Annotated in this window: 15 protein-coding genes and 2 tRNA genes; 9 read left to right on the forward strand and 8 right to left on the reverse strand. The window is 34.8% G+C overall.

Annotated elements, in window-relative coordinates; translation table 11 throughout:
* Positions 1-100 precede the first annotated feature (100 nt).
* On the forward strand, positions 101-1,207 hold the full coding sequence (locus AB674_RS02660) for an acyltransferase family protein (protein WP_047773604.1): 1,107 nt from the start codon (positions 101-103) through the stop codon (positions 1,205-1,207).
* A gap of 3 nt (positions 1,208-1,210) precedes the next feature.
* Here the strand turns inward: AB674_RS02660 and AB674_RS02665 are convergent, their stop codons facing one another.
* The 3 genes from AB674_RS02665 to AB674_RS02675 all read right to left on the reverse strand — a co-directional run bounded on the left by AB674_RS02665 (position 1,211) and on the right by AB674_RS02675 (position 4,544).
* The gene (locus tag AB674_RS02665; protein WP_047773606.1) at positions 1,211-1,576 is read right to left on the reverse strand and encodes a VOC family protein; all 366 of its coding nucleotides are present in this window, start codon (positions 1,574-1,576) and stop codon (positions 1,211-1,213) included.
* Between the two features lie 44 nt (positions 1,577-1,620).
* Positions 1,621-2,298: a DUF2625 domain-containing protein gene (locus tag AB674_RS02670; RefSeq protein ID WP_047773607.1), complete on the reverse strand. Its 678-nt coding sequence runs from the start codon at positions 2,296-2,298 to the stop codon at positions 1,621-1,623.
* Positions 2,299-2,396: 98 nt separating this feature from the next.
* Entirely contained in the window at positions 2,397-4,544 is a 2,148-nt protein-coding gene (locus AB674_RS02675; RefSeq protein WP_047773608.1) for a cation:proton antiporter, read from the reverse strand.
* Positions 4,545-4,852: 308 nt separating this feature from the next.
* Here AB674_RS02675 and AB674_RS02680 point away from each other — a divergent pair, with 308 nt between their 5' ends.
* The 8 genes from AB674_RS02680 to AB674_RS02715 all read left to right on the forward strand — a co-directional run bounded on the left by AB674_RS02680 (position 4,853) and on the right by AB674_RS02715 (position 16,348).
* Positions 4,853-6,280 (forward strand): L-serine ammonia-lyase, encoded by a 1,428-nt coding sequence (locus AB674_RS02680; protein WP_047773610.1) that lies wholly within the window; start codon positions 4,853-4,855, stop codon positions 6,278-6,280.
* A gap of 113 nt (positions 6,281-6,393) precedes the next feature.
* Positions 6,394-7,590 (forward strand): SH3 domain-containing protein, encoded by a 1,197-nt coding sequence (locus tag AB674_RS02685; RefSeq protein WP_047773612.1) that lies wholly within the window; start codon positions 6,394-6,396, stop codon positions 7,588-7,590.
* A gap of 48 nt (positions 7,591-7,638) precedes the next feature.
* On the forward strand, positions 7,639-8,457 hold the full coding sequence (gene panB / locus AB674_RS02690) for a 3-methyl-2-oxobutanoate hydroxymethyltransferase (RefSeq protein WP_047773614.1): 819 nt from the start codon (positions 7,639-7,641) through the stop codon (positions 8,455-8,457).
* Between the two features lie 146 nt (positions 8,458-8,603).
* Positions 8,604-9,293, forward strand: coding sequence for an RluA family pseudouridine synthase (locus AB674_RS02695; RefSeq protein ID WP_047773616.1), 690 nt, complete (start codon positions 8,604-8,606; stop codon positions 9,291-9,293).
* A gap of 75 nt (positions 9,294-9,368) precedes the next feature.
* Positions 9,369-10,697, forward strand: coding sequence for an aldehyde dehydrogenase (locus AB674_RS02700; protein WP_047773617.1), 1,329 nt, complete (start codon positions 9,369-9,371; stop codon positions 10,695-10,697).
* 118 nt (positions 10,698-10,815) lie between these two features.
* Positions 10,816-11,607: a hypothetical protein gene (locus AB674_RS02705; RefSeq protein WP_047773620.1), complete on the forward strand. Its 792-nt coding sequence runs from the start codon at positions 10,816-10,818 to the stop codon at positions 11,605-11,607.
* Between the two features lie 90 nt (positions 11,608-11,697).
* The gene (locus AB674_RS02710; protein ID WP_047773625.1) at positions 11,698-15,381 is read left to right on the forward strand and encodes a response regulator; all 3,684 of its coding nucleotides are present in this window, start codon (positions 11,698-11,700) and stop codon (positions 15,379-15,381) included.
* Positions 15,382-15,496: 115 nt separating this feature from the next.
* Positions 15,497-16,348, forward strand: a complete 852-nt coding sequence (locus tag AB674_RS02715; RefSeq protein ID WP_047773627.1) for a neutral zinc metallopeptidase — start codon at positions 15,497-15,499, stop codon at positions 16,346-16,348.
* 382 nt (positions 16,349-16,730) lie between these two features.
* Here AB674_RS02715 and AB674_RS02720 read toward each other — a convergent pair.
* The 5 genes from AB674_RS02720 to AB674_RS02740 all read right to left on the reverse strand — a co-directional run bounded on the left by AB674_RS02720 (position 16,731) and on the right by AB674_RS02740 (position 21,448).
* Positions 16,731-16,804 (reverse strand) — tRNA-His (locus tag AB674_RS02720).
* 567 nt (positions 16,805-17,371) lie between these two features.
* Positions 17,372-17,445, reverse strand: a tRNA-His gene (locus AB674_RS02725).
* 65 nt (positions 17,446-17,510) lie between these two features.
* Positions 17,511-18,227, reverse strand: coding sequence for a bacillithiol biosynthesis deacetylase BshB1 (bshB1, locus tag AB674_RS02730; RefSeq protein WP_047773629.1), 717 nt, complete (start codon positions 18,225-18,227; stop codon positions 17,511-17,513).
* 94 nt (positions 18,228-18,321) lie between these two features.
* Positions 18,322-19,395 (reverse strand): chorismate-binding protein, encoded by a 1,074-nt coding sequence (locus AB674_RS02735; RefSeq protein WP_047773630.1) that lies wholly within the window; start codon positions 19,393-19,395, stop codon positions 18,322-18,324.
* Entirely contained in the window at positions 19,388-21,448 is a 2,061-nt protein-coding gene (locus AB674_RS02740) for a M48 family metallopeptidase (RefSeq protein ID WP_047773632.1), read from the reverse strand. Before AB674_RS02740 ends, AB674_RS02735 begins: the two co-directional genes overlap by 8 nt.
* Positions 21,449-21,452 lie beyond the last annotated feature (4 nt).

Raw genomic sequence — 21,452 nt, forward strand, 5'->3', positions numbered from 1 at the left:
ACCAACTCTATTTTGTTAATAAAACTTATATTTTAAGAAATTTAAGCACTACATATTCTTTTATCTTTGAGTTTTAAAAACTAAAAAAACGGAAGCTGAAGTGCACAAAAAATTATACGGACTAGATCATTTAAGAACATTTGCAATCAGTTTTGTTTTTTTATTCCACTATCAAATTCCCATTTTTGGGCATCCGGAATGGTTGACCAATTTTGCTAAATTTGGCTGGACAGGAGTAGATTTATTTTTTGTATTAAGTGGTTTTTTAATCTCTTCTCAACTTTTTTTTCAAATTAAAAATGGAACCGAAATCTCGTTTAAAGATTTCTTTATAAAACGTTTTTTCAGAATACTTCCGGCTTTTTGGTTTGTTACAGCAATCTATTTTTTATTTCCTTTTTTCAGAGAGAAAGAAGCACTTGCTCCCATATGGAAATTTGTGACTTTTACACAGAATATAGGATTAAACATCCAAGATTTTGGAACTTTCTCTCATGCCTGGTCCCTTTGTGTGGAGGAACATTTTTATCTGATATTGCCCATTGTACTTCTCTTTTTACTTAGAAACAATCTGTTTTATAAGTCCTACTGGATTCTAATAGTCTTATTTGCTTTTGGTTTTGCGATTCGCTTTTTTAGTTGGCAGCATTTATACCTTCCTTTTATTGATGCAGAAAATTCATGGCTGTATTGGCACAAATACATCTATTATCCTACTTACAAGCGCTTAGATGGACTTTTGATTGGTGTTTCTATCGCCGGAGTTTATCAATTTATGCCCGATTTATGGGGAAGGCTTTCAAAATTCGGGAATTACTTTTTAGCCATTAGTCTATTTATACTAACCGCTGCCTACTTTTTATGTATGGAACAAAGATCTTTTTACGCTTCTATTTTCGGATTTCCACTTGTTGCTTTAGGGTACGGATTTATGGTTTTGGGTGCCATATCTCCCACCAGTATTTTGTACAAATGGAATTCTAAAACAACCTCTTTTATTGCAGCACTTTCCTATGGAATTTATTTAACCCACAAAGGAATTATTCATATTACCCAACAATTACTTCTAAAACTTACTATTGATATTGATAGTAATTTATCACTCATAATTAGTACTCTATCCTGTATAATTGCTGCATTCCTACTTCATCAGACAATTGAAAAGCCCTTTATGAGATTACGGGCTAAATTTTTAAAAGAGCAATAGGTTTTATTTCTTAAACTCCCCAAAGTGCCACAAAACACCGGACGGGTCATGTAAAAAACATTCCCTTCCCCAGTCGAGATTTCGAATTGGTGTTAATTTTACTCTGGCATATTTCTCCGGAAGATTTAAGGCTAAAAGTTCCTTGTAATAACGGTCAACATCATCGACTTCTAAGAAAATCATCGTGTTTTCTATCCATTCTTTAGCATAATAATCCTGAAGGTAAAATGCAGTTTCTCCAGATTTGAAAACAGAGAAGTTAGCTTCTAATACGCCTTCTTCAAAGCCCAAATCACTGTAAAAACGTCTTGATAATTCAAAATCTTTTGCTCCGATAAACGGTCGTATTGACTTGATTTTATGTTCCATGATATCTTTTTTTAAATTAATATCGTAACGCTAAAAATCCGGTTTTACTTATTTGAACCAAGCTGACTACGCAAATCAACATTCAGGCTATATTGCTCTTCCACCGGAATAATTTTTCGGGAGTTCTTATTAATATCTCCTCCTTCTTTTGACCAAAGAAACGGATAAAAGTTAAAAACCTCGTCTCCTTTTAATTTTGAAACCTCTTCTCTCCATCCTTTCCATCTGTTACCCTCATAAAATTTATCCAAATCATTATAAAAGCAAAATTGCAAAAATTCAGTATACGTAATATCAAGTGGTTCATATTCTAAATTATCAGGTGAAAAATAATATATCTTTCCTAAATCTGTTCCCAGTCCCCCTCCATTTAAGAGATAAAAACCGCCTATCGCATCATCTGCCACGATCAAAAAGGAAGGTGCTTCTCCAAATTCCTTAAATGCTTTTCCTTTGTTCCAATCGGGAAGTGTGCGATTAAATTTTGTATTTCCGGAACCTAAAATTCTAATCCATCCATCATCAATTAAAAGGCCTCCTGTCATAAAAACTATAGCCCCCATTGGTGATTGGGTCGTAACTTGTGTTTTGTACAATACTTCTTTTGCTTTTGCCGCATCAACCGGTAAAATTTCAACTTTATTCGTTGCTGTTTTAATCCAACCTTCAACAACTGTCCAGCCCGGATCTGTTTTGTTTATGAGTTTATCTACTGCTTGCATTTTCGTTTGAGCTGTTGTTACAAAAGTTATAGATAGTGCTATAACGGAAAAAAAATGTCGTGTCATTGTCAAGGGTACCAATTCTTATTCTATTTTTCTTAATTCTTCTTCAATATACTTCCCAGACCTCTACCAATTTGCTCAATCGCCTCGATACTTTTCTTAAGCGGTGTTGCGGTAAAATCTTCGTAGGCATCCATGGCACTTTCTTTACGATCGTCCTGAGGATATACCAATATTATATTATTATCATCAAATGATTTTTCGAATTTCTGCGGCAATTTGTCAAAGATCGACTGGTAGGATACCGAACCTTTACGGGATAAATTAAAAACAATTAAGTCGGTTGGTTTAATTTCATCCGAAATAGCATCAAAATCTTCCCAATCCAAAATACTTTTAAAACCCAGTTTTGCATTTAATCTCAAATTAGCCGCAATTTGCGTAATGGACTGATGCGTTTTATACTCGGCATAAATAACGATCGGGATGCTTAATTCCTGAGACAATCGACTTATTTTTTGCAGCAAAAGATGAAATCCGATTCCTCTTTCTGAAAAAGGCGGACAAATAAAAACCAGCCTTTTTTCTTCTATAAATGTTTTCTGAAATCTGCAGATAAACAAACTCTTATCTACATTATTGATTATTGAATCTACGTTTTCTCCAAAAATCTTATCCAGAAAACCTGTTTTTCTTGGCCAGCCGATAATCACAATATCGGACATAATTTCTTTTGAAGTACGCGCAATTCCACTTGCCGGATTGTGGTCAATTCTGGCGATTGTGGTGATTTTTACTTCAGAGGCAGAACCTTGAATTACAAATTTATCAACCGCTTTTTTATATTTTAAAATATTAATTTCGGCCTGATCGTTGTTCGGAACAATCGTTAACAGCGTCACCGGATTTTTAGATTTTTTATCCTTGATCAAAAGAGCAAAATCCAAAAGACTGGAGGTTGCCGAAGTTTTAGCCAGCGGAATCAAAATGTGTTCTTCTAAAGTCTGATCTTTATTAGCATCTTCCGTAGAAACTTCTTCTTCGCAAATCGCGATTTTTTTAGCCGCTTTTTCAGTGGCAAAAGAAGCCACAATACAGGTTATCAGAATTAAAATAATTGTTCCGTTTAAAATATTTTCGTCCAGAATTTTCGCTTTAAATCCAACCAGGATAACCGCCAGAGTTGCTGCTGCGTGCGCACTACTCAATCCGAAAATAAGCTGTCTCTCGGTTTTTGTATATTTAAAGACTACTTGTGTAAAAAACGCCGCAATCCATTTTCCAAAAATAGCTACAACACTCAAAGTACCGGCCACAATTAAAGCGGTCGGTCCACTTAGAATTACGCTAATATCAACCAGCATCCCAACAGAAATCAGGAAAAAAGGAATAAACAAAGAATTTCCGATAAACTCGATTCTGTTCATTAACGCAGAAGAATGCGGAATCAGAGGATTTAATGCCAAACCGGCAACGAAAGCACCAATTATAGGCTCCACTCCCGCTACTTCGGCTAAAAATGCCGCAAAGAAAACAACCGAAAGGACAAAGATATAGTGGGCGTGTTTTTCACTTTCCAATTTTTTAAAGAACCATTTGGCAATCCTCGGAATGACCAAAAACATGATAGCAGAAAAAATGGCCAATGAAACTCCCAGTTTTATCCAGAATGCCTGATTCAGATTTCCCTGACTGCTTCCCATAATTACCGCAAGAATAATCAAAACCGCGGTATCGGTCAAAATGGTTCCCCCGACTGTTATTGCAACGGCCTGATTCTTGGCAATTCCCAATTTACTAACAATTGGATAGGCCACCAATGTATGAGTTGCAAACATGCTCGCTGTTAAAAAACTGGCATTAAAATCGTACTGCAACAAATAAAAACAAACCGGAAATCCAATACAAAGCGGAAAAATAAAGGTAAATAAACCGAACAATAAACTTTTATTTCTGTTGGCTTTAAATTCATTCATATCGAGTTCCAAACCAGCAATAAACATAATATAAAGTAGTCCGATGGTCGAAAACAAATCGACTGCAGAGTTTTTTGCCAGGATATTAAGTCCGTGAGGTCCAATGATTACGCCCGAAATGATCAATCCGATTATACCCGGAATATTTATTTTCTTTAATAAAATTGGAGATAATAAAATAATGAAAAGTATCAACGAAAAGATCAATACTGGATTGCTTAGTGGTAATTCGAATTCTTGTAAAAAATGCTTGAAAAATTCTATCATAGTTAAATTTTATCTTCTTTATGCTATTCCGTTTTTCGTCAAAGGACACCTTATTTTAAATGAAATCTCAGAACTTCGTTTTACTGATTTCTATAAAAAAAATCAAATTCTCCGGCATTTATTTCCTCACAAAAATACCTAAAAAAAACACGAACTTTTTACGAAAGTTCGATATTAAGAATTTAAATTTACATCGTTGCCAAATTATTAAAATTTAATATCTTTTTTAACAAAACTGCAACATTAACAAATGAAAATTAAGCTTCTTTGCATTATTCAATTATCTTTGTCTTAATAAAAATTGTACAATGGAAGAATGTATCTCTGTTTTTGATATGCTTAAAATTGGTGTTGGGCCTTCAAGCTCACACACTCTTGGTCCTTGGCGTGCTGCCGAACGTTTTTTAGAAGAATTAAAAGACGAATCTATTTTAGACGAAACTGCCAGAGTTAAAGTCGATCTTTACGGATCTCTTTCTCTAACCGGTAAAGGTCACGCCACAGATTTGGCTGTGATGTTAGGTTTAAGCGGTCAGGATCCTGAATATATTCCGGTGGAAGATATCGCTGGAATTATCAAAAACATTGAGACCAAAAACGAAATCATTCTAGGAAATCACATTACGATTCCGTTTTATTTTCTTCAGGACATTGTTTTCAATAAAGACTTTCTTCCGTTTCATGCAAACGGATTAAAATTTACTGCATACAAAGCCGATAATTCAGAATACGAATCTACTTTTTATTCTATTGGTGGAGGTTTTGTTGTGAAAGAAGAACGCACCACTGCCAAAATAAAAGAGGAAATAAAATGTGCCTTTCCATTTCCTATTCAAAACGCCGTTGAACTATTAGACTATACCGTTACAGAAAACAAATTGATTTCTGAAATTGTATACGAGAATGAAAAATCAATGCGTTCCGAAGCAGAAATTCATTCCGAATTAATGCGTATTTGGAACACTATGCTCGAATGTATGTATATTGGTTGTCACTCTGAAGGAATTCTTCCGGGTGGACTAAACGTGCGTAGAAGAGCTTTTGACATGCACCAAAACCTAATCGGATTATCCAACTATAATTCTCCACAAACGTGGTTAGAAGAGATTAGAAAAACGGAAGTAAAATTTCGTCAGATCTTAAAATGGGTAAGTTGTTTTGCACTTGCCGTGAATGAAGTAAATGCCTCTTTAGGACGTGTGGTTACCGCACCAACTAACGGAAGCGCCGGAGTAATTCCAGCCGTTTTGATGTATTATTTGGTAATCGAAAATCACGATGCCGGAGAAAAAGAAATCAAACAATTTTTGATGGTTGCCGGAGAAATTGGAAGTATCTTCAAAAAAGGATCTACAATTTCTGCCGCAATGGGTGGTTGTCAGGCCGAAATTGGCGTTTCGTCTTCTATGGCTGCAGCTGCACTTTGCGAATTAATGGGCGGAACTCCTGCACAGGTTTTAATGGCTGCAGAAATCGCCATGGAACACCACTTAGGTTTAACTTGTGACCCGATTGGCGGTCTGGTTCAGATTCCATGTATTGAAAGAAATACCATGGGTGCCATAAAAGCCATAAATGCAGCAGAACTGGCTTTAGAAACCGATTCTAAAAATGCAAAAGTACCTTTAGACAAAGTAATCAATACGATGTGGCAAACCGCTAAAGACATGAACTCTAAATACAAAGAAACTTCTGAAGGAGGTTTGGCAATTGCAGTAAACATGGCAGATTGCTAAAATAAAATTATTGCCACAAATTTCACGAATTTACACTAATCTCAAATCAGAGAATAAAAACAATTCGTGAAAATTCGTGAAATTCGTGGCAAAAAAATCAAAAAGAACACTTCATGAAAAAATACCACTTTATATTATTTTTTCTATTTTCCACACTGGTCCATTCTCAAGATCGTTATCACTTAAAATCAGACACCAGATTATTCACTTCAAAAAATAATACAGGAGAATTTTTAGGCTATTTCAAGTACGGAGCTGAAATTCAGTTATTATCCGAAAATGAAAAGGGTTGGTATAAAGTACAATCAGATAATTTTTCTGAAGGATATGTAGAAGCAAAATTTGTTTCGAAAACCTTAAATGCTGCCGATATTAAAATAAAAGACAAAGAAAATCCAATTATAGAAGGCAATGACAGCTATTATGGAGGGAATCATCTTTTTGTTTTAGTTGCCGGTTTAAAAGCAAGAGCCTTACCTGACAGAAATTCAAAAGTAAAAGAAATTTTATTTACAGGAGATCCGGTTGCGGTAAACTATCTTCCTAAAAATCCGGAAGAATGGGTTAATATAAATGGTAGTTTTACCCCTGAGTATGCCCAATACACTATAGGAAAGTTTATTGGAGAAAGACCCGATTTTAATGCCTTGTTGAAGAATTTTGATGAACTTGATGTTGCTGCCATTCCCGAACGTAAAACGATTGGAGAACGAATTGTAGAATTGGCCTGGAACAGTGATGTTTCAAAATTAGCTCCTGCGTATCAAAGATATTATGAAGTTGTCAAGCAATTAAATGACCCCAAACTAATTGCTGAAACCGATCTTAATATTGCTATAGCCAAAGGGTTAGCAAAACCTAAAACACCTGAACAAATTATGGCTTTGTGCAAAAAAGCTGAATTTATTCTCAAAGGACAAAAAACAAAATCACTCTATCTTACGCAAAAAGAGTTAGAAAAAACTTTTGGAAAACCAATTAAAAAAGCAACTATCAGTGATGACTGCGGGATTTATTTAAGCAATCTCTTTTATTATTACCCTGATTTGGAAGTTTCAGTTGATGAAAAACAAAACCAAGCAGAAATCATAAAGGTTTTCATCAACGAAAACAACAAACTAGTGCTGAATGCCAATTCAATACTCGACCATTCGATATCAGAAAAAGCTTTTATAGCAAAATACGGCACCTATATTGGTGCTTCTATAAAAATGCCACATTATTACACTTTACTATTGGGAGATGGTCATTTTACAATCGAATTTAAAGACGGAAAACTCCTTTCCATTGAAATAATCTTTTATTGCTGATTCCAATCTATAATTATTCAATACTTTTACATTCTCAAAAAAAATAAAATGTCAGTAGCAAAAAAAGATTATAAAAGAATCACAACAAAGTCATTGATCGAAATGAAAAGCAATGGAGAAAAAATCTCTATGTTAACTGCTTATGATTTTACAATGGCGAAAATTGTTGATACCGCAGGAGTCGATGTGATTCTGGTGGGTGATTCAGCATCCAATGTGATGGCAGGTCACGAAACGACTTTGCCGATTACTTTAGACCAAATGATTTACCACGCTTCGTCTGTAGTTCGCGCTATCGAAAGAGCTTTGGTTGTAGTAGATTTACCTTTTGGAAGTTATCAGTCTGACCCTAAAGAAGCTTTACGCTCTGCGATCAGAATCATGAAAGAAAGCGGTGGTCATGCTGTAAAACTGGAAGGTGGAAAAGAAATTAAAGACTCTATCAAAAAAATATTAAACGCAGGAATTCCGGTTATGGGTCACTTGGGTTTAACACCACAATCGATCTACAAATTCGGAACATACAGCGTTCGCGCCAAAGAAGAAGATGAAGCCGAAAAACTAATTGAAGATGCTAAAATGCTCGAGAAAATTGGTTGTTTTGGTGTAGTTCTTGAAAAAATCCCGGCACATCTGGCCGAAAAAGTAGCCAAAAGTATCTCAATCCCAGTTATCGGAATAGGAGCCGGTGGCGGTGTAGACGGACAAGTATTGGTTATTCATGATATGCTAGGAATGAATAACGAGTTCAGTCCACGTTTTTTACGTCGTTATTTAGATTTATATCACGAAATGACTACTGCAATCGGTCAATACGTAACGGATGTAAAATCCAGTGATTTCCCGAATGAAAAGGAACAGTATTAAGAAAAGGTTCTAAGTTGCTGAGTCGCTAAGTTTCTAAGTTTTCAACTTGAAACCTGAAACTTGAAACCTGAAACTTGAAACTTGAAACTTGAAACTTGAAACTTGAAAAATCAGAAATCTAAAATCTCCCCCTCTAAGTCTTTCTAATGAAAATCGTTTCCGATAAAAATAACCTCCAGGTGCTGCATGAAGACAACCATATTATTGTGGTCAACAAACGTGTAGGCGATATTGTACAAGGTGACAAAACAGGTGATAAACCATTGTCAGATGTCGTTAAAGAATATATTAAAGACAAATACAACAAACCTGGTGATGTATTCCTCGGAGTGATTCACCGTTTAGACAGACCCACTACGGGAATTGTCGTTTTTGCACGAACAAGTAAAGCATTGTCGCGAATGAACGAAATGTTCTCTAATCGCGAAACACAGAAAACCTATTGGGCAGTTGTAAAAAATAAACCTCTTGAAACAACTGCCAAATTGGTTCATTTTTTAAAAAGAAATGAAAAGAATAATACTTCAAAAGCACATTTAAAAGAAGTTCCGGACAGTAAAATAGCCAGTTTGGACTATACTGTTTTTAAAGAACTCCAAAACTATGTTGCTTTGGAAATCAATCTTCATACCGGTCGCCATCATCAAATTCGTGCGCAGTTATCCGCCATTGGATCTCCGATAAAAGGAGATTTAAAATACGGTTTTGACCGAAGTAATCCTGACGGAGGTATCCATCTGCACGCCCGTAAGTTAGTTTTTGTGCATCCTGTTTCTAAAGAAGATATCATAATTATTGCTCCTACTCCAGATGAAACGATCTGGAATGCGCTGTGATTTTATGATTAAATTGTTAATTTTTTAAATTTTATCAATTAACTTGCATAGAGAAAAATCAAGTTAAACATAAAAATGGACTACAGAAACGACATCGGATACAGAAAAGAAACGCTAAAAAAGTTACTCTATAACATTCAGAAAAGCGAGGATTTGATTGTAAAAGCGTTATACGATGATTTTAAAAAACCCGAATTTGAAGCTGTTTTAACCGAAACCAACTATGTTATTTCGGAATTGAAGGATACGATTAGAAACATTCGCAATTGGGCAAAACCAAAACCTGTTTTCCCGTCCCTTCTTAATTTTCCTTCGACTGATTATATTTTCAAAGAACCTTACGGAAATGTTTTGGTTATCGCGCCTTGGAATTATCCTTTCCAACTCGCCCTATGCCCTTTAATTTCTGCTGTTGCAGCAGGAAACAGAGTGGTTCTAAAACCTTCCGAACTTACTCCGCATACATCCGCAATAATAGCCAAAATCATTCAGAAAACATTTCATGTCAACCATGTAGAAGTTTTTGAAGGTGGTGTGGAAGTTTCCAATAAACTACTGGCGCAACGCTGGGATTATATTTTCTTTACGGGAAGTGTCGCTGTAGGTAAAATTGTCGCCAAAGCGGCAGCCGAAAACCTGACACCTGTTACCCTTGAATTAGGCGGTAAAAACCCCTGTATCATTGATGAAACAGCCGATTTAAAATTAGCCGCCAAAAGAATTGTCTGGGGTAAATTTATCAATGCCGGTCAAACCTGTATTGCTCCGGATTACATCCTGATTCAGAAAAATATGAAAATCAATTTCATTTCTTTCCTTATGCAGGAAATCACAAAAGCTTATGGCAAAAAGATAGAAAAATCACCCGATTTTGCGCGCATTGTCAACACCAAAAACTGGCTGCGTTTGGCGAATATGATTGATCCGGAAAGAGTTTTATTTGGCGGAGAAACAGATGCCAATGCCTTATACATTTCACCAACGCTGATCGAAGAGCCAAGTTTGGACAGTGCCGTAATGAAAGAAGAAATTTTTGGACCAATTTTACCGATTCTTACCTATGAAACAGAAGAAGATATTAAAAATGTAATCAGCAGATATGAGAAACCTCTTGCTTTTTATGTTTTTAGTGACAACAAATCTTTTGCTAAAAAATTAATTACGACCTATTCTTTTGGAGGTGGCTGTATTAACGATACTGTTATACATTTTTCTAACAAAAGACTCCCTTTTGGTGGTGTTGGTCATAGCGGAATAGGAGCTTATCACGGACAATTGAGTTTCGATATTTTTTCCCATCATAAAGGAGTAGTCAAAAAAGCAAATTGGCTGGATTTACCGATGCGCTATGCTCCCTATAAAGAAAAATTAGTCGCCATTAAACGTATATTAGACTGGCTATAAGCACTAAAACATTTTAGTAATGTTTCACCGATTTTAATAAGGAATTGATTAAAAATATTATATTTACGTCAGAAAAACAGCTAAACAGACCAAATATAAAACAACTTTACTCAAAAAAATGAAATCAACACTTTACCAAATTGAAGAAATTAGGAAAAATGGCTATGCATTAGATTTTTCTAATGTGTTTAATCATGCCTTCGAAAATTACAAAAAAATAGCGCTGTATGCAGGATTAATCTTATTGGTTTTTTCAATTCTTGCTTTTTTTCTTGGTAGTGGAATTTTGATTTCGCTATACGGTGTTCAACATTTTAATGAAGAATTCTTCAAGAATTTACAAAACGAACAACCTGAAAATTCAGTATTCCTTATTTATTCGGTAGTGATCGCTTTTGTTGCTGCGATTTTTAGTCCATTTGCTGCAGGTTTTTTAAAAATGGCCGATTGCGCGGATAGAGATGAATCTTTCAGCGCTTCTACAATTTTTTCGTATTACACTTCACGTTATTTCCCGCCACTTTTTATTGCGACCCTAATAATCTCTCTACTTGGAGGCTTAATTTCAGTACTCTTTAATCTCATAGGCGTTCTGTATGTAGAGACTATCTTTACAGTTGCAATATCGTTTTTCACAACACTTACTATTCCTTTGATCATTTTCGGTAACCTGAATGCAATCGATGCGATAAAATCAAGTATTATGATTGTAAGCAAACAACCTTTAACAATTCTGCTTTTAATTATTGTTGGTTCGTTGGCCTCTATGGTTGGTTTTATTGGTTGTTGTATAGGAATCGTGTTTACAATTCCGATTACCTACTCTGTAAAATATGCTATTTATTGTGCAATATTTAATATGGAAGATGAGAATTCTATTGATTCAATCGGTAAGTCAGATTTAGAATAATAATCGATTTCTAAATAGAAAAAGAGCTTAACCTACTCTTAAAAAAACTCCCCAAAAGCTAATTACTCAACCAAACCTACCCAAAATACAATGGTACAAGGCTATAGTTCCTTTAATTCATTGCTTTCAGGAATCCCCATTTTTGGAGATCTCTTGAAATCAAATGTATTAAATTGGTTTGTATTTACTTCTGACATCATTTTCTATAACAGCCCTAAAATCATCATTTTAGCACTGTCCTTATTTGGTTTTCTTGGTTTACTGATTTATCAATTTTTTAGAATTAAAACTAAAATTGGGTACTTCATCGAAAAAAAGAAAGAAGACGAAGCCGCAGACCGTGAATACCAACTCTACATATTATTCTTTGGGATAGCGGTTATTGTAATCGAAATTATTAATGAAATTTTTAAGATCAGACCCAAAAGTTTATTGATCTTAAATGTATCTATTGGTTTTTTAGTACTGATGGTGTACTTAATAACAGATAAAGTAAAGTTTCTGAGGAATAAAATCCAGCCGATTTTTATCTTCTTTTTCTTTGTTTACATCTCTTATGTTGGACACAATATCATTTACCTCTCCAACGATGTAGTACCGATTATTGTTTTTCTGATCTCTTTTTTCTTTTCTTATAACATTCTGAAACCCATAAAAATCTATTGGTTTTTTGTTGGTTTGACTTTTACCTTTCAGATTATAACGGTAGTTTTTCATTTAATTCCGTTAAAATCGTCTATACTCTTAATTAATTTCTCGATACTGATCTTCATCATCAATCAGGTAAAATATGCCATTTTATTGAACAATCGTGATAATTTCAGATTTACAAATGAGATCGTCCACAAAGGAAACTCCTTGACAATTGCAACAAATAAAAAAGGAGAAATCTTATTTTGCAGCGAAACCATTACTTCAATTCTGGGTTATTCTCCGGACGATGTTATGGCAAAAAAATTCTGGAAACTCAATGAAGACCACGAGGTAAAACAAGAAAACTACATTAAAAAACAAATTGACGATAAGCTGTATATTCAGAAATTAAAAAATACAAATGGCGAGTACAAATACATCCAATGGAAAGACAAAAAGTTTTCCGACGATTTAATTATTAGTATTGGTCAGGATGTTACCGAACAAATCATTGTTCAGGATCAATATAAAAACCTGATTCAGACGGCCACCGATATTATATTTGAAATCAATGCAAATGGGTATTTTACTTTTGTAAATGAGTTCGGATTTTCGATCTTAGGATATGCTGAAAATGAAATAATTCTACAACATTATTCGAATTTTATTCATGATGATTACATCAAAAATGCAGTTGATTTTTATGAAAATTTAGAACAAAACGAAACCAATTACCCTACTATTGAAATTCCGGTATTAAAGAAAAACGGAGAGGAATTATGGATTTCGCAGAAAGTAATTATCCGCAAAAATGACCTGAATCAGACTATTGGTTTTGCCGGTATTGCTCGGGATATTACCGAAATAAAAAACATTGAAAACGAGAAAAGAAGACGTCACGAAAAAATTGAGGCGTATAACAATTCAACCAAAAAATTATCGACTACCGATTTCCGGAATTACAACACTTTTCAAACGGTAATTGATTCAATCATTGAGGAAGCGGCAACGGTATCAAAAACAAACAGGGTCAGTTTCTGGAGGTATTCAAATGATATTATTACCTGTGAAAATTTATTCAGCAGTGACAAACAAACCACAAATGATAAAAATATTCTGGACAAGGAGTCTTATCCCATTTATTTTGAAACCTTAAAAAACAAGGCAATCATAAATGCGCCTGATGTTTTTGACAAATTAGAAACATCTGAATTTAAGCGCATTTATTTCACAAAAAACAAAATCAAGTCGATGCTTGATGCGCCCATTTTCCTAAACGGACAGTTGGCCGGTGTGGCTTGTTTTGAAAGTACCGAAGAAAAAAGAGAATGGGACAATGAAGATATTAATTATGCCAAAACCATATCGGATGTAATCTCACTCGCCATTTCCTCCCAAATGCGACTCAGAGCAGAGAAAAAACTGGAACTTAAAAGTGAATTACTTTCGGCTTTAGCGCTGTGTACAGAAAAATTCTTAATGAGTAAAAGCACGGAGAAAATGTTTGAAGAAACCTATGAAATTATAGGAGAAGCTTCAAAAGTAGATCATATATTTTATTATCAAAAAGATTTCGACACCCAAACCATTAGTCAGCAGTACAAATGGTCAAGAGAAGGCGTAAAACACCAAATAAGTGATTTACAGAAATTTACAGAAGATAATTTAAAAGAAATTGTTCTTCATTCTCAAAGAAAAAAAGTCTTAAGCACGCTGACGAAAAACCTTGAAGAAACTTTCTTCAAAAAATTACTGATTGCCAACGAGATTAAATCGATTTTAATATTGCCTTTATATGCCAACAATAACTTTTCCGGTTTTATTGGTTTCGACGATTGCACCAGAGAAAGAAAATGGACAGATGACGAGATTTACATCTTTCAGACACTTGCCAATAACATTTCATCGGCTTTAGAACGAAACAGAAATCAGGCAAAAATTAAGGAAAGCGAAGCCGCGATAAAAGCCAAAGAATTAGCAGAAGCAGCAAATAAATCGAAATCTGATTTTTTGGCCAATATGTCACACGAAATCCGAACGCCTTTAAACGGCATCATTGGATTCACACATTTATTGATGAAAACTAATCTTGAAGAAATTCAGGAAAAGTACATGACCACTATTAATCAATCGGCTCATTCGTTATTGGAAATTATCAATGACATTCTGGATTTTTCTAAAATTGAAGCCGGAAAACTCGAGCTTTTCATCGACTTATACGACATTCAGAAAATATTAGGACAAATCTTTGATCTGATTGTTTACGAATCCAATCAGAAGAGTCTTCAACTTGAATTAAACGTTGACCCGAATGTACCGAAATACATCTGGACCGATATAGTGCGCTTAAAACAAATTCTGATCAATCTGTTGTCAAATGCCATTAAATTCACAAATGAAGGTTCCATCAAACTTGCAGTTTCTATCCTTGAAAAAAAATCGGAAGAAAATTATACCATCCGTTTCGCGGTAATAGATACCGGAATTGGAATATTGGAAAAAAATCAGAAAAAAATATTCAAAGCTTTTTCCCAAGAAGATAGTTCTACAACGAGAAAATTTGGAGGAACCGGTTTAGGACTTACCATTTCGAATCAGCTATTGGCTTTAATGGAAAGCCGACTGCAGCTTAAAAGTAAAATAAACAGCGGAAGCACTTTCTTTTTTGACCTGAATTTAAATACCAGTCATAAAAACAACAATGAGAAATATAAAATTATTTCTAAAACGGTTGATGAGGAATACGATTTAGACCATTATGTGAATCATAAAAAAGTAAGTATTTTGATTGTGGAAGACAATAAAGTAAACATGCTGCTTCTAAAAACGATCTTAAAGAATCTGAATATCAACACCATCATTTACGAATGCGAAAATGGCTATGAAGCGGTCAATCAAATCGAGAATATCAATCCTGATCTGGTTTTCATGGACATTCAAATGCCAATTATGAATGGTTATGAAGCGACAAGAGCCATTAGAAACACCATAAATGGCAAACACATTCCGATCATTGCGGTCACGGCAGGTGCCGAAAAAGACGAGCGAAATAAATGTTTGTCAGCCGGAATGAATGATTACATTTCAAAACCAATTATTCGTGGCACTGTTGAAGAAGCCCTGTCAAAATGGATAAGATAATTAGCTCTACTACCTTTAGATAAATAAAAAGTTAATCCTCCTGATTGGCTTTTGTTTCAAAAAAATATATAAATTCGTAAGACCATAACCACAATAACCACTAATACAACACGATATGAAATGGCAAGGCAGAAGACAAAGTGACAATGTTGAAGACAGAAGATCTATTTCCGGCGGAAAAGTAGCCGTAGGAGGCGGAATTATTGGTATTATTATACTATTAGTAAACATTTTTGGCGGTGAAAATGCGCAACTTATAACCCCGGTTTTAGAACAACTACAAGGTGGACAACAAACCCAGACTGAAGCTGCTGCTCCACTAAGCAAAGAAGATGAAGAAATGGGCAATTTTGTCCGAGTTATGTTGGCTTATAATGAAGACACCTGGAGCAAAATATTCGAAGAAAATGGTATGACGTACCAAAAACCAAAACTGGTACTTTTTAGAGGTTCTGTTCAAACGGCCTGCGGGGGCGCCTCATCATCTTCAGGTCCTTTCTATTGTCCGGGCGATAAAAAAGTATATATGGATTTAGGCTTCTTTGAGGAACTAAAATCCAAATTTGGTGCCAAGGGTGGCGACTTTGCCATTTCATACGTTATAGCGCATGAAATTGGCCATCACATCCAAACCTTACTGGGCACCTCAGCAAAAATGCGAGAAGCGCAACAAGGAAAAAGTGAAGCGGAAGCCAATAAACTCTCTGTTGCATTAGAACTACAAGCTGATTTTTATGCAGGAGTCTGGGCACATCATAACAAAGAAAACCTCGATGCCGGCGATATTGACGAAGCTTTGAGCGCTGCAAGTGCCGTGGGCGATGATGCCATACAAAGTAAAATGCAGGGGCATGTAGTTCCCGACTCTTTTACTCATGGTTCTTCTGAACAAAGAATGTATTGGTTCGAGAAAGGCTTTAATACAGGTGACATTAAACAAGGAAATACTTTTTCAGAAGTTAGATAATTCACAAAACTAAATTATAACAACCCGAAAGGCATGATTTTTACGATCGTGCTTTTTTTGTTTTTAAACCATTTAAGTGATGTAAGTTACTATAAGCCGGGATGCTTAATTTACGGGATTGTTCTGACTGTTTCAAATCTAATTTAATCCTCAAAAAATAGATCAATGCAAAAAACTGGGGCGTAGTAGAAATTATTTCTCGCAAAGACGCAAAGTCGCGAAGTTAAAAAATCAAAACAAAAACTTTGCGACTTCGCGTCTTTGCGAGATTTTTTTAGAAGTTTTTCCAGAACTTAAGCATCAAACTTACATCACTCATATGCTTCGAAAAAAAAGGCCACAAAAAAAGCCTTGAATTTCTTCAAGGCTTTCCAAAATCCTGGGTGGCTGACCGGGTTCGAACCGGCGACCCTCGGCACCACAAACCAATACTCTAACCAGCTGAGCTACAACCACCATTTTCTTTGCGGTTGCAAATATACAATAAAGGTTTACTTCTGCAAAGAAAAAAATGGCATATCAGTGATGTAAATTCATTTAAAATTGTATTTGCTTGTAAATCACTTAGAATGTACTTGATTTTTTTTTGAAAAAATTGCTGCGTCTGTTTGTTGATGAACAAACTGACGTTTCTATATCGTTAGTGGTTTTATAGTGTTGAAGATTGATCCGAGCTTAAAAGACGTGTAGTTCCTTACGAAGCCTTCGACTTCGCTCAGGGTGACATTTGGTTTTCCTTTGAGCACAGTCCAATTCGTTTCTTGGAGCCTTCGACTTCGCTCAGGGTGACATTTGGTTTTTAAAAAGAAATTCTTATGCACTTTAGAAATCGTTGCGCATTTGCACTTAAAATAAAAAAGGTTGCTTTTTTTAATCCGGAGGATGGGATTATAGTAAACAGATAAAGCGTTTTCAAGAATTAAGCATCAAACTTATATTAACTTACATCACTTATATGGTTTCAAAAAAAAAAAAAGACCACAAAAAAAGCCTTGAATTTCTTCAAGGCTTTCCAAAATCCTGGGTGGCTGACCGGGTTCGAACCGGCGACCCTCGGCACCACAAACCAATACTCTAACCAGCTGAGCTACAACCACCATTTTTCTTTGCGGTTGCAAATATACAACAAAGGTTTACTTCCACAAATAAAAAAATGAAAAATTTACAATAAATCTTCTAAACTATTGACTGCCAAACACCTTTCAACAGTGAATCCTTCGGCAAAATCCTTTCCAACGAGTCTTCCTAAGTCCTGTGCACGATAATTTAAACTTTCTAAGAAGTTTTTACTCGTAATTGGTGTTGCAGGTTCTTCTGAATTGGCATCATAAAATTGCGTTTTATAGGCCAGAATGGCTTCAATCTTTTTTTCTTCGAAACCAGTGATGTCGACAACAAAATCCGGTTCAATGTTTTTCCACTGAATATAATGATAGACCACTTTCGGTCTCCAGGCCTCCTGACTTACGCCGTCAATCAATGTTTTAATTTTTACTAATCCTGACAAAAAGCAAGCGTCTGAAACTAATTTACTTCCTTTTCCGTGATCAATATGACGGTCATCAATGGCATTACACAAAACGATCTCAGGTTTATATTTTCGGATCATTTTAATGACTTCTAATTGATGATTTTCATCATTGGTAAAAAAGCCATCGCGCATTGCTAAATTCTCGCGAACTACAACTCCTAATATCTTTGCAGCAGCAGCTGCTTCCTGATCTCTGATTTCTGCTGTACCGCGGGTTCCCAATTCACCACGGGTTAAATCTACAACACCCACTTTTTTCCCAAGTGATACTTCTTTTAAAATGGTTCCGGCACAACCTAATTCTACATCGTCAGGGTGTGCTCCGAAGGCTAATATGTCTAGTTTCATTTTTTTTTGTTTTTTGTTTCTTTTTGATTTTTTTTGTTTCAGGTTACAGGTTTCAAGTTGCAGTACAGACTGATACTGAGACTGAAAACTGAGACTATACAGCTTTAATAGACAAAGCCCTCTTCATGGTCATTGATTTATTCACGCTTTCCTCCCACTCTTTTTCGGGAATACTTTCTTTGGTAATACCGCAGCCCATATACAAAATGGCTTTATTTTCCTGAATCTGCATGCTTCGTAAATTTACAAATAAATCAGAACTTACGGCACTTGAAGCCAAACTGCTGTTTAATTCGCCTAGAAAACCCGTATAAAAAGTGCGGTCGTAATTTTCATTTTCAAGGATAAATGCTTTTGCTTTCTTTTTCGGTAAACCACAAACAGCCGGTGTTGGATGTAAGGTATCGATCACTTCTTCTAAAGTAGAATTTTCGTTTAAAACACCCGAAATGTCGGTTTTGATATGCCAGATTGATCCTGCTTTAATACTGTAAGGCTCTGTAACGTTTACAGACAAAGCCACTTCACGAAGTCTTTTAATAATAAAATCGGTCACATATTGCTGCTCCTCTTTTTCTTTTTGTTGCCACAAAATCTCCACTTCCGAATTGGCTTTTTGTGTTCCGGCCAATGCAGTGGTTTCAAATTCATTTCCGTTTGCTTTAAGCAGTTGTTCCGGCGTTGCTCCCATCCAAAATCCGACTTTGGGATGAAAAAAGCAATAACTGAAAGTCGTCGGATACAATTGAATCAATTGCTGGAAAACAACGGTAAAATCAAATTCGCCTAAGGCAACACTTTCGCTTCTTGACAAAACCACTTTTTTGAATTCATCGTTTTTAATTGCCTCAATTCCTTTGGCTACTAAATCTTCATATTGTTTTTTAGCAGCGACATCAAAACCGGAATCATTTATTTCAGTTAAATTGATCTCTACACTTTCCTGTTCAGAAGTAATTATTTCCGATTCATTTTCAGGAATCAGGATCAGTTGTTTTTCATCAAAAGAAGCAAAAACAAATCCTTTCTCCGTAAAATTTGAAACGGTGTGTAAATCATTATTTTGTTGTAAAAGCCCAATTATTCTGGTCGAATTGGGTTTGGAATAAAGCACAAAGGGTAAATTTTGTGCTTTATGATTTTTTATTTTAGAAAAGAAATTATTCATGATACTGTAAAAGTTGAGCTTTATACTCTAAAAGTTCTTTTTTGGTTTTAAAAAATGTTTTTGACAAAACATCCTGATAATCAATCATCGATTTAGATAGCAACTCCAAAACTTCATCTAAATATTGATTACCTTTAAAATAAACCCATTCTTCCGACAAATACTTATTAAAAGAGACTCTCATCTCAATTGTTATAGCTTCCCTATAAACATTACTTTCCAGCATTTTTTCAATTTGAATCTTAAATTGCCTTTCCTCTTCTTTTAGTAGCAACATATTCTTTTCAATAGCATCAAAAGTAGCCACATGATGCATAAAATCAGAGACTTTCAGCATCTTCATATAATACTCGAATTTTTCATCGTAGTTCTTATCTACATCAAAAAAACTATCATATCTGTTTTTTAACTCTCCCCCTTTTCCCTGACTATTTGCCAATTCTAAAAATAGAGAATAAATACGAATATCATTTTCAAGAATTTCCTCTTTAATTTCTTTCAAATCAACTGTTAATTTATCGATCAACTCATCGCAATTTTTTGAGGAAATTTTATGCCCATCATAATTGAATGATTTCACTTTATAACTTCCATTTGAAATTTGTTTTAAAACTTGAATGTCATTTTCTAATGAAATTGAACTGTATACCAAATCAATTGAAGCATTACTGAACAAATCACTCAATTCATATTTTTCGGCTGAAGAATTTAATTCCTGAGTTTTACAATCAGGGTTTTTGTTATCGTAATAATTATTGTAAACCTCATCAAAAGACCCGGACAAAAATTCACTTTCAAACTCTTCAAAAAATTGCTCGTTTTTGTTGTAAACGACCGCATCCGGATACGAAACCGCCAAAAACAACTTGTCTGTAAACTTATTCTGCAAATCAACACGATTGTTTAGCAAACAGGTTGCTAATTTGTCGCTTGCAATAGACTTTTCTATCCCTAATTTTTTTAGTTCCGAAATTCGGTCTTCAATACTAGGATGCGTATCCCATTTATTTTCGATTACAAGCTTTGATTTATTATACCGATTCAAAAAATCCGTAGTCAATTGTGGCAAATCATTCTGAACTTGCAATTTACTTTTAGCTGCAATAAAATTCATCACCAAAGTCTGTTGCTCATATATGTTTTTTGTACTAATAGATTTCGGGATTTTATCTCCATAATAATCTAAAACCTTATTAAACGAATGACTAGCAAGATCAAGACGGAGTAAAGAAGTGATTAAAGGTTCAGAACCCGTTACATTTGCAGCAACGGCATCAGCATGAAATTCCATTTGTCTGGATAAACTGTAATAGCTTAAATTTACAACCTCATAAACCTGCCTCAAAACCCATTGAATTCCTTGCACAATTTTTACTGCTAATCCGGCAAAAAAAGCAAAATATCCATTTACACTTCCCCAGCTTTGTGCTATAGAATTATACGAATCATTATCAAAGAGCATATTATGAATAATCTTGTTTACATTATAAACATAACTTCCTACTTTCATGCTTCTTTGCGAAAAATGACCAAATTCGTGAGCCAAAATAGCTTTAAGTTCTAATTCTGAAACTGAATTGATAAGTCCAACACCAATTTGAAGATTTTTCTTAATCGGTAAAAACATGCTCCAAAAATTGGAATCATAAAAAACGGCAGCATTAACATCTGATGATAAATACACTTTTTTTGGAAAATCTGTCTTTACAGCACCTACAATCTCTTCAATAAAATCAAATAATTTAGGTTCTTCTTCTCTTGTAATTTCGACTAAATGAGATCGGTCAACTACATTTTTCACAAAAATAAACTTGAACAAAAAGATCAAGATTAAAATTCCCATACACAATAATCCACCACCAATCATAAAGGTCAAAAAACTAGGTTTGGCAACAATAAGCATTAGTCCTCCATAACCTGCCAAAACAGTAAGACCAATACCTGAAATAATAAGTAAAAGATAGACAATAAAAAAGAAGATAACAGAAAGAATCGCTTTTACGGTCCTCTCTCTAAACGTAGCAGAAACTGCCGCTGAATTTGTTTGAGCCATTAAT

This window comes from Flavobacterium sp. ABG, assembly GCF_001027725.1.
Lineage (GTDB): Bacteria > Bacteroidota > Bacteroidia > Flavobacteriales > Flavobacteriaceae > Flavobacterium > Flavobacterium cupriresistens.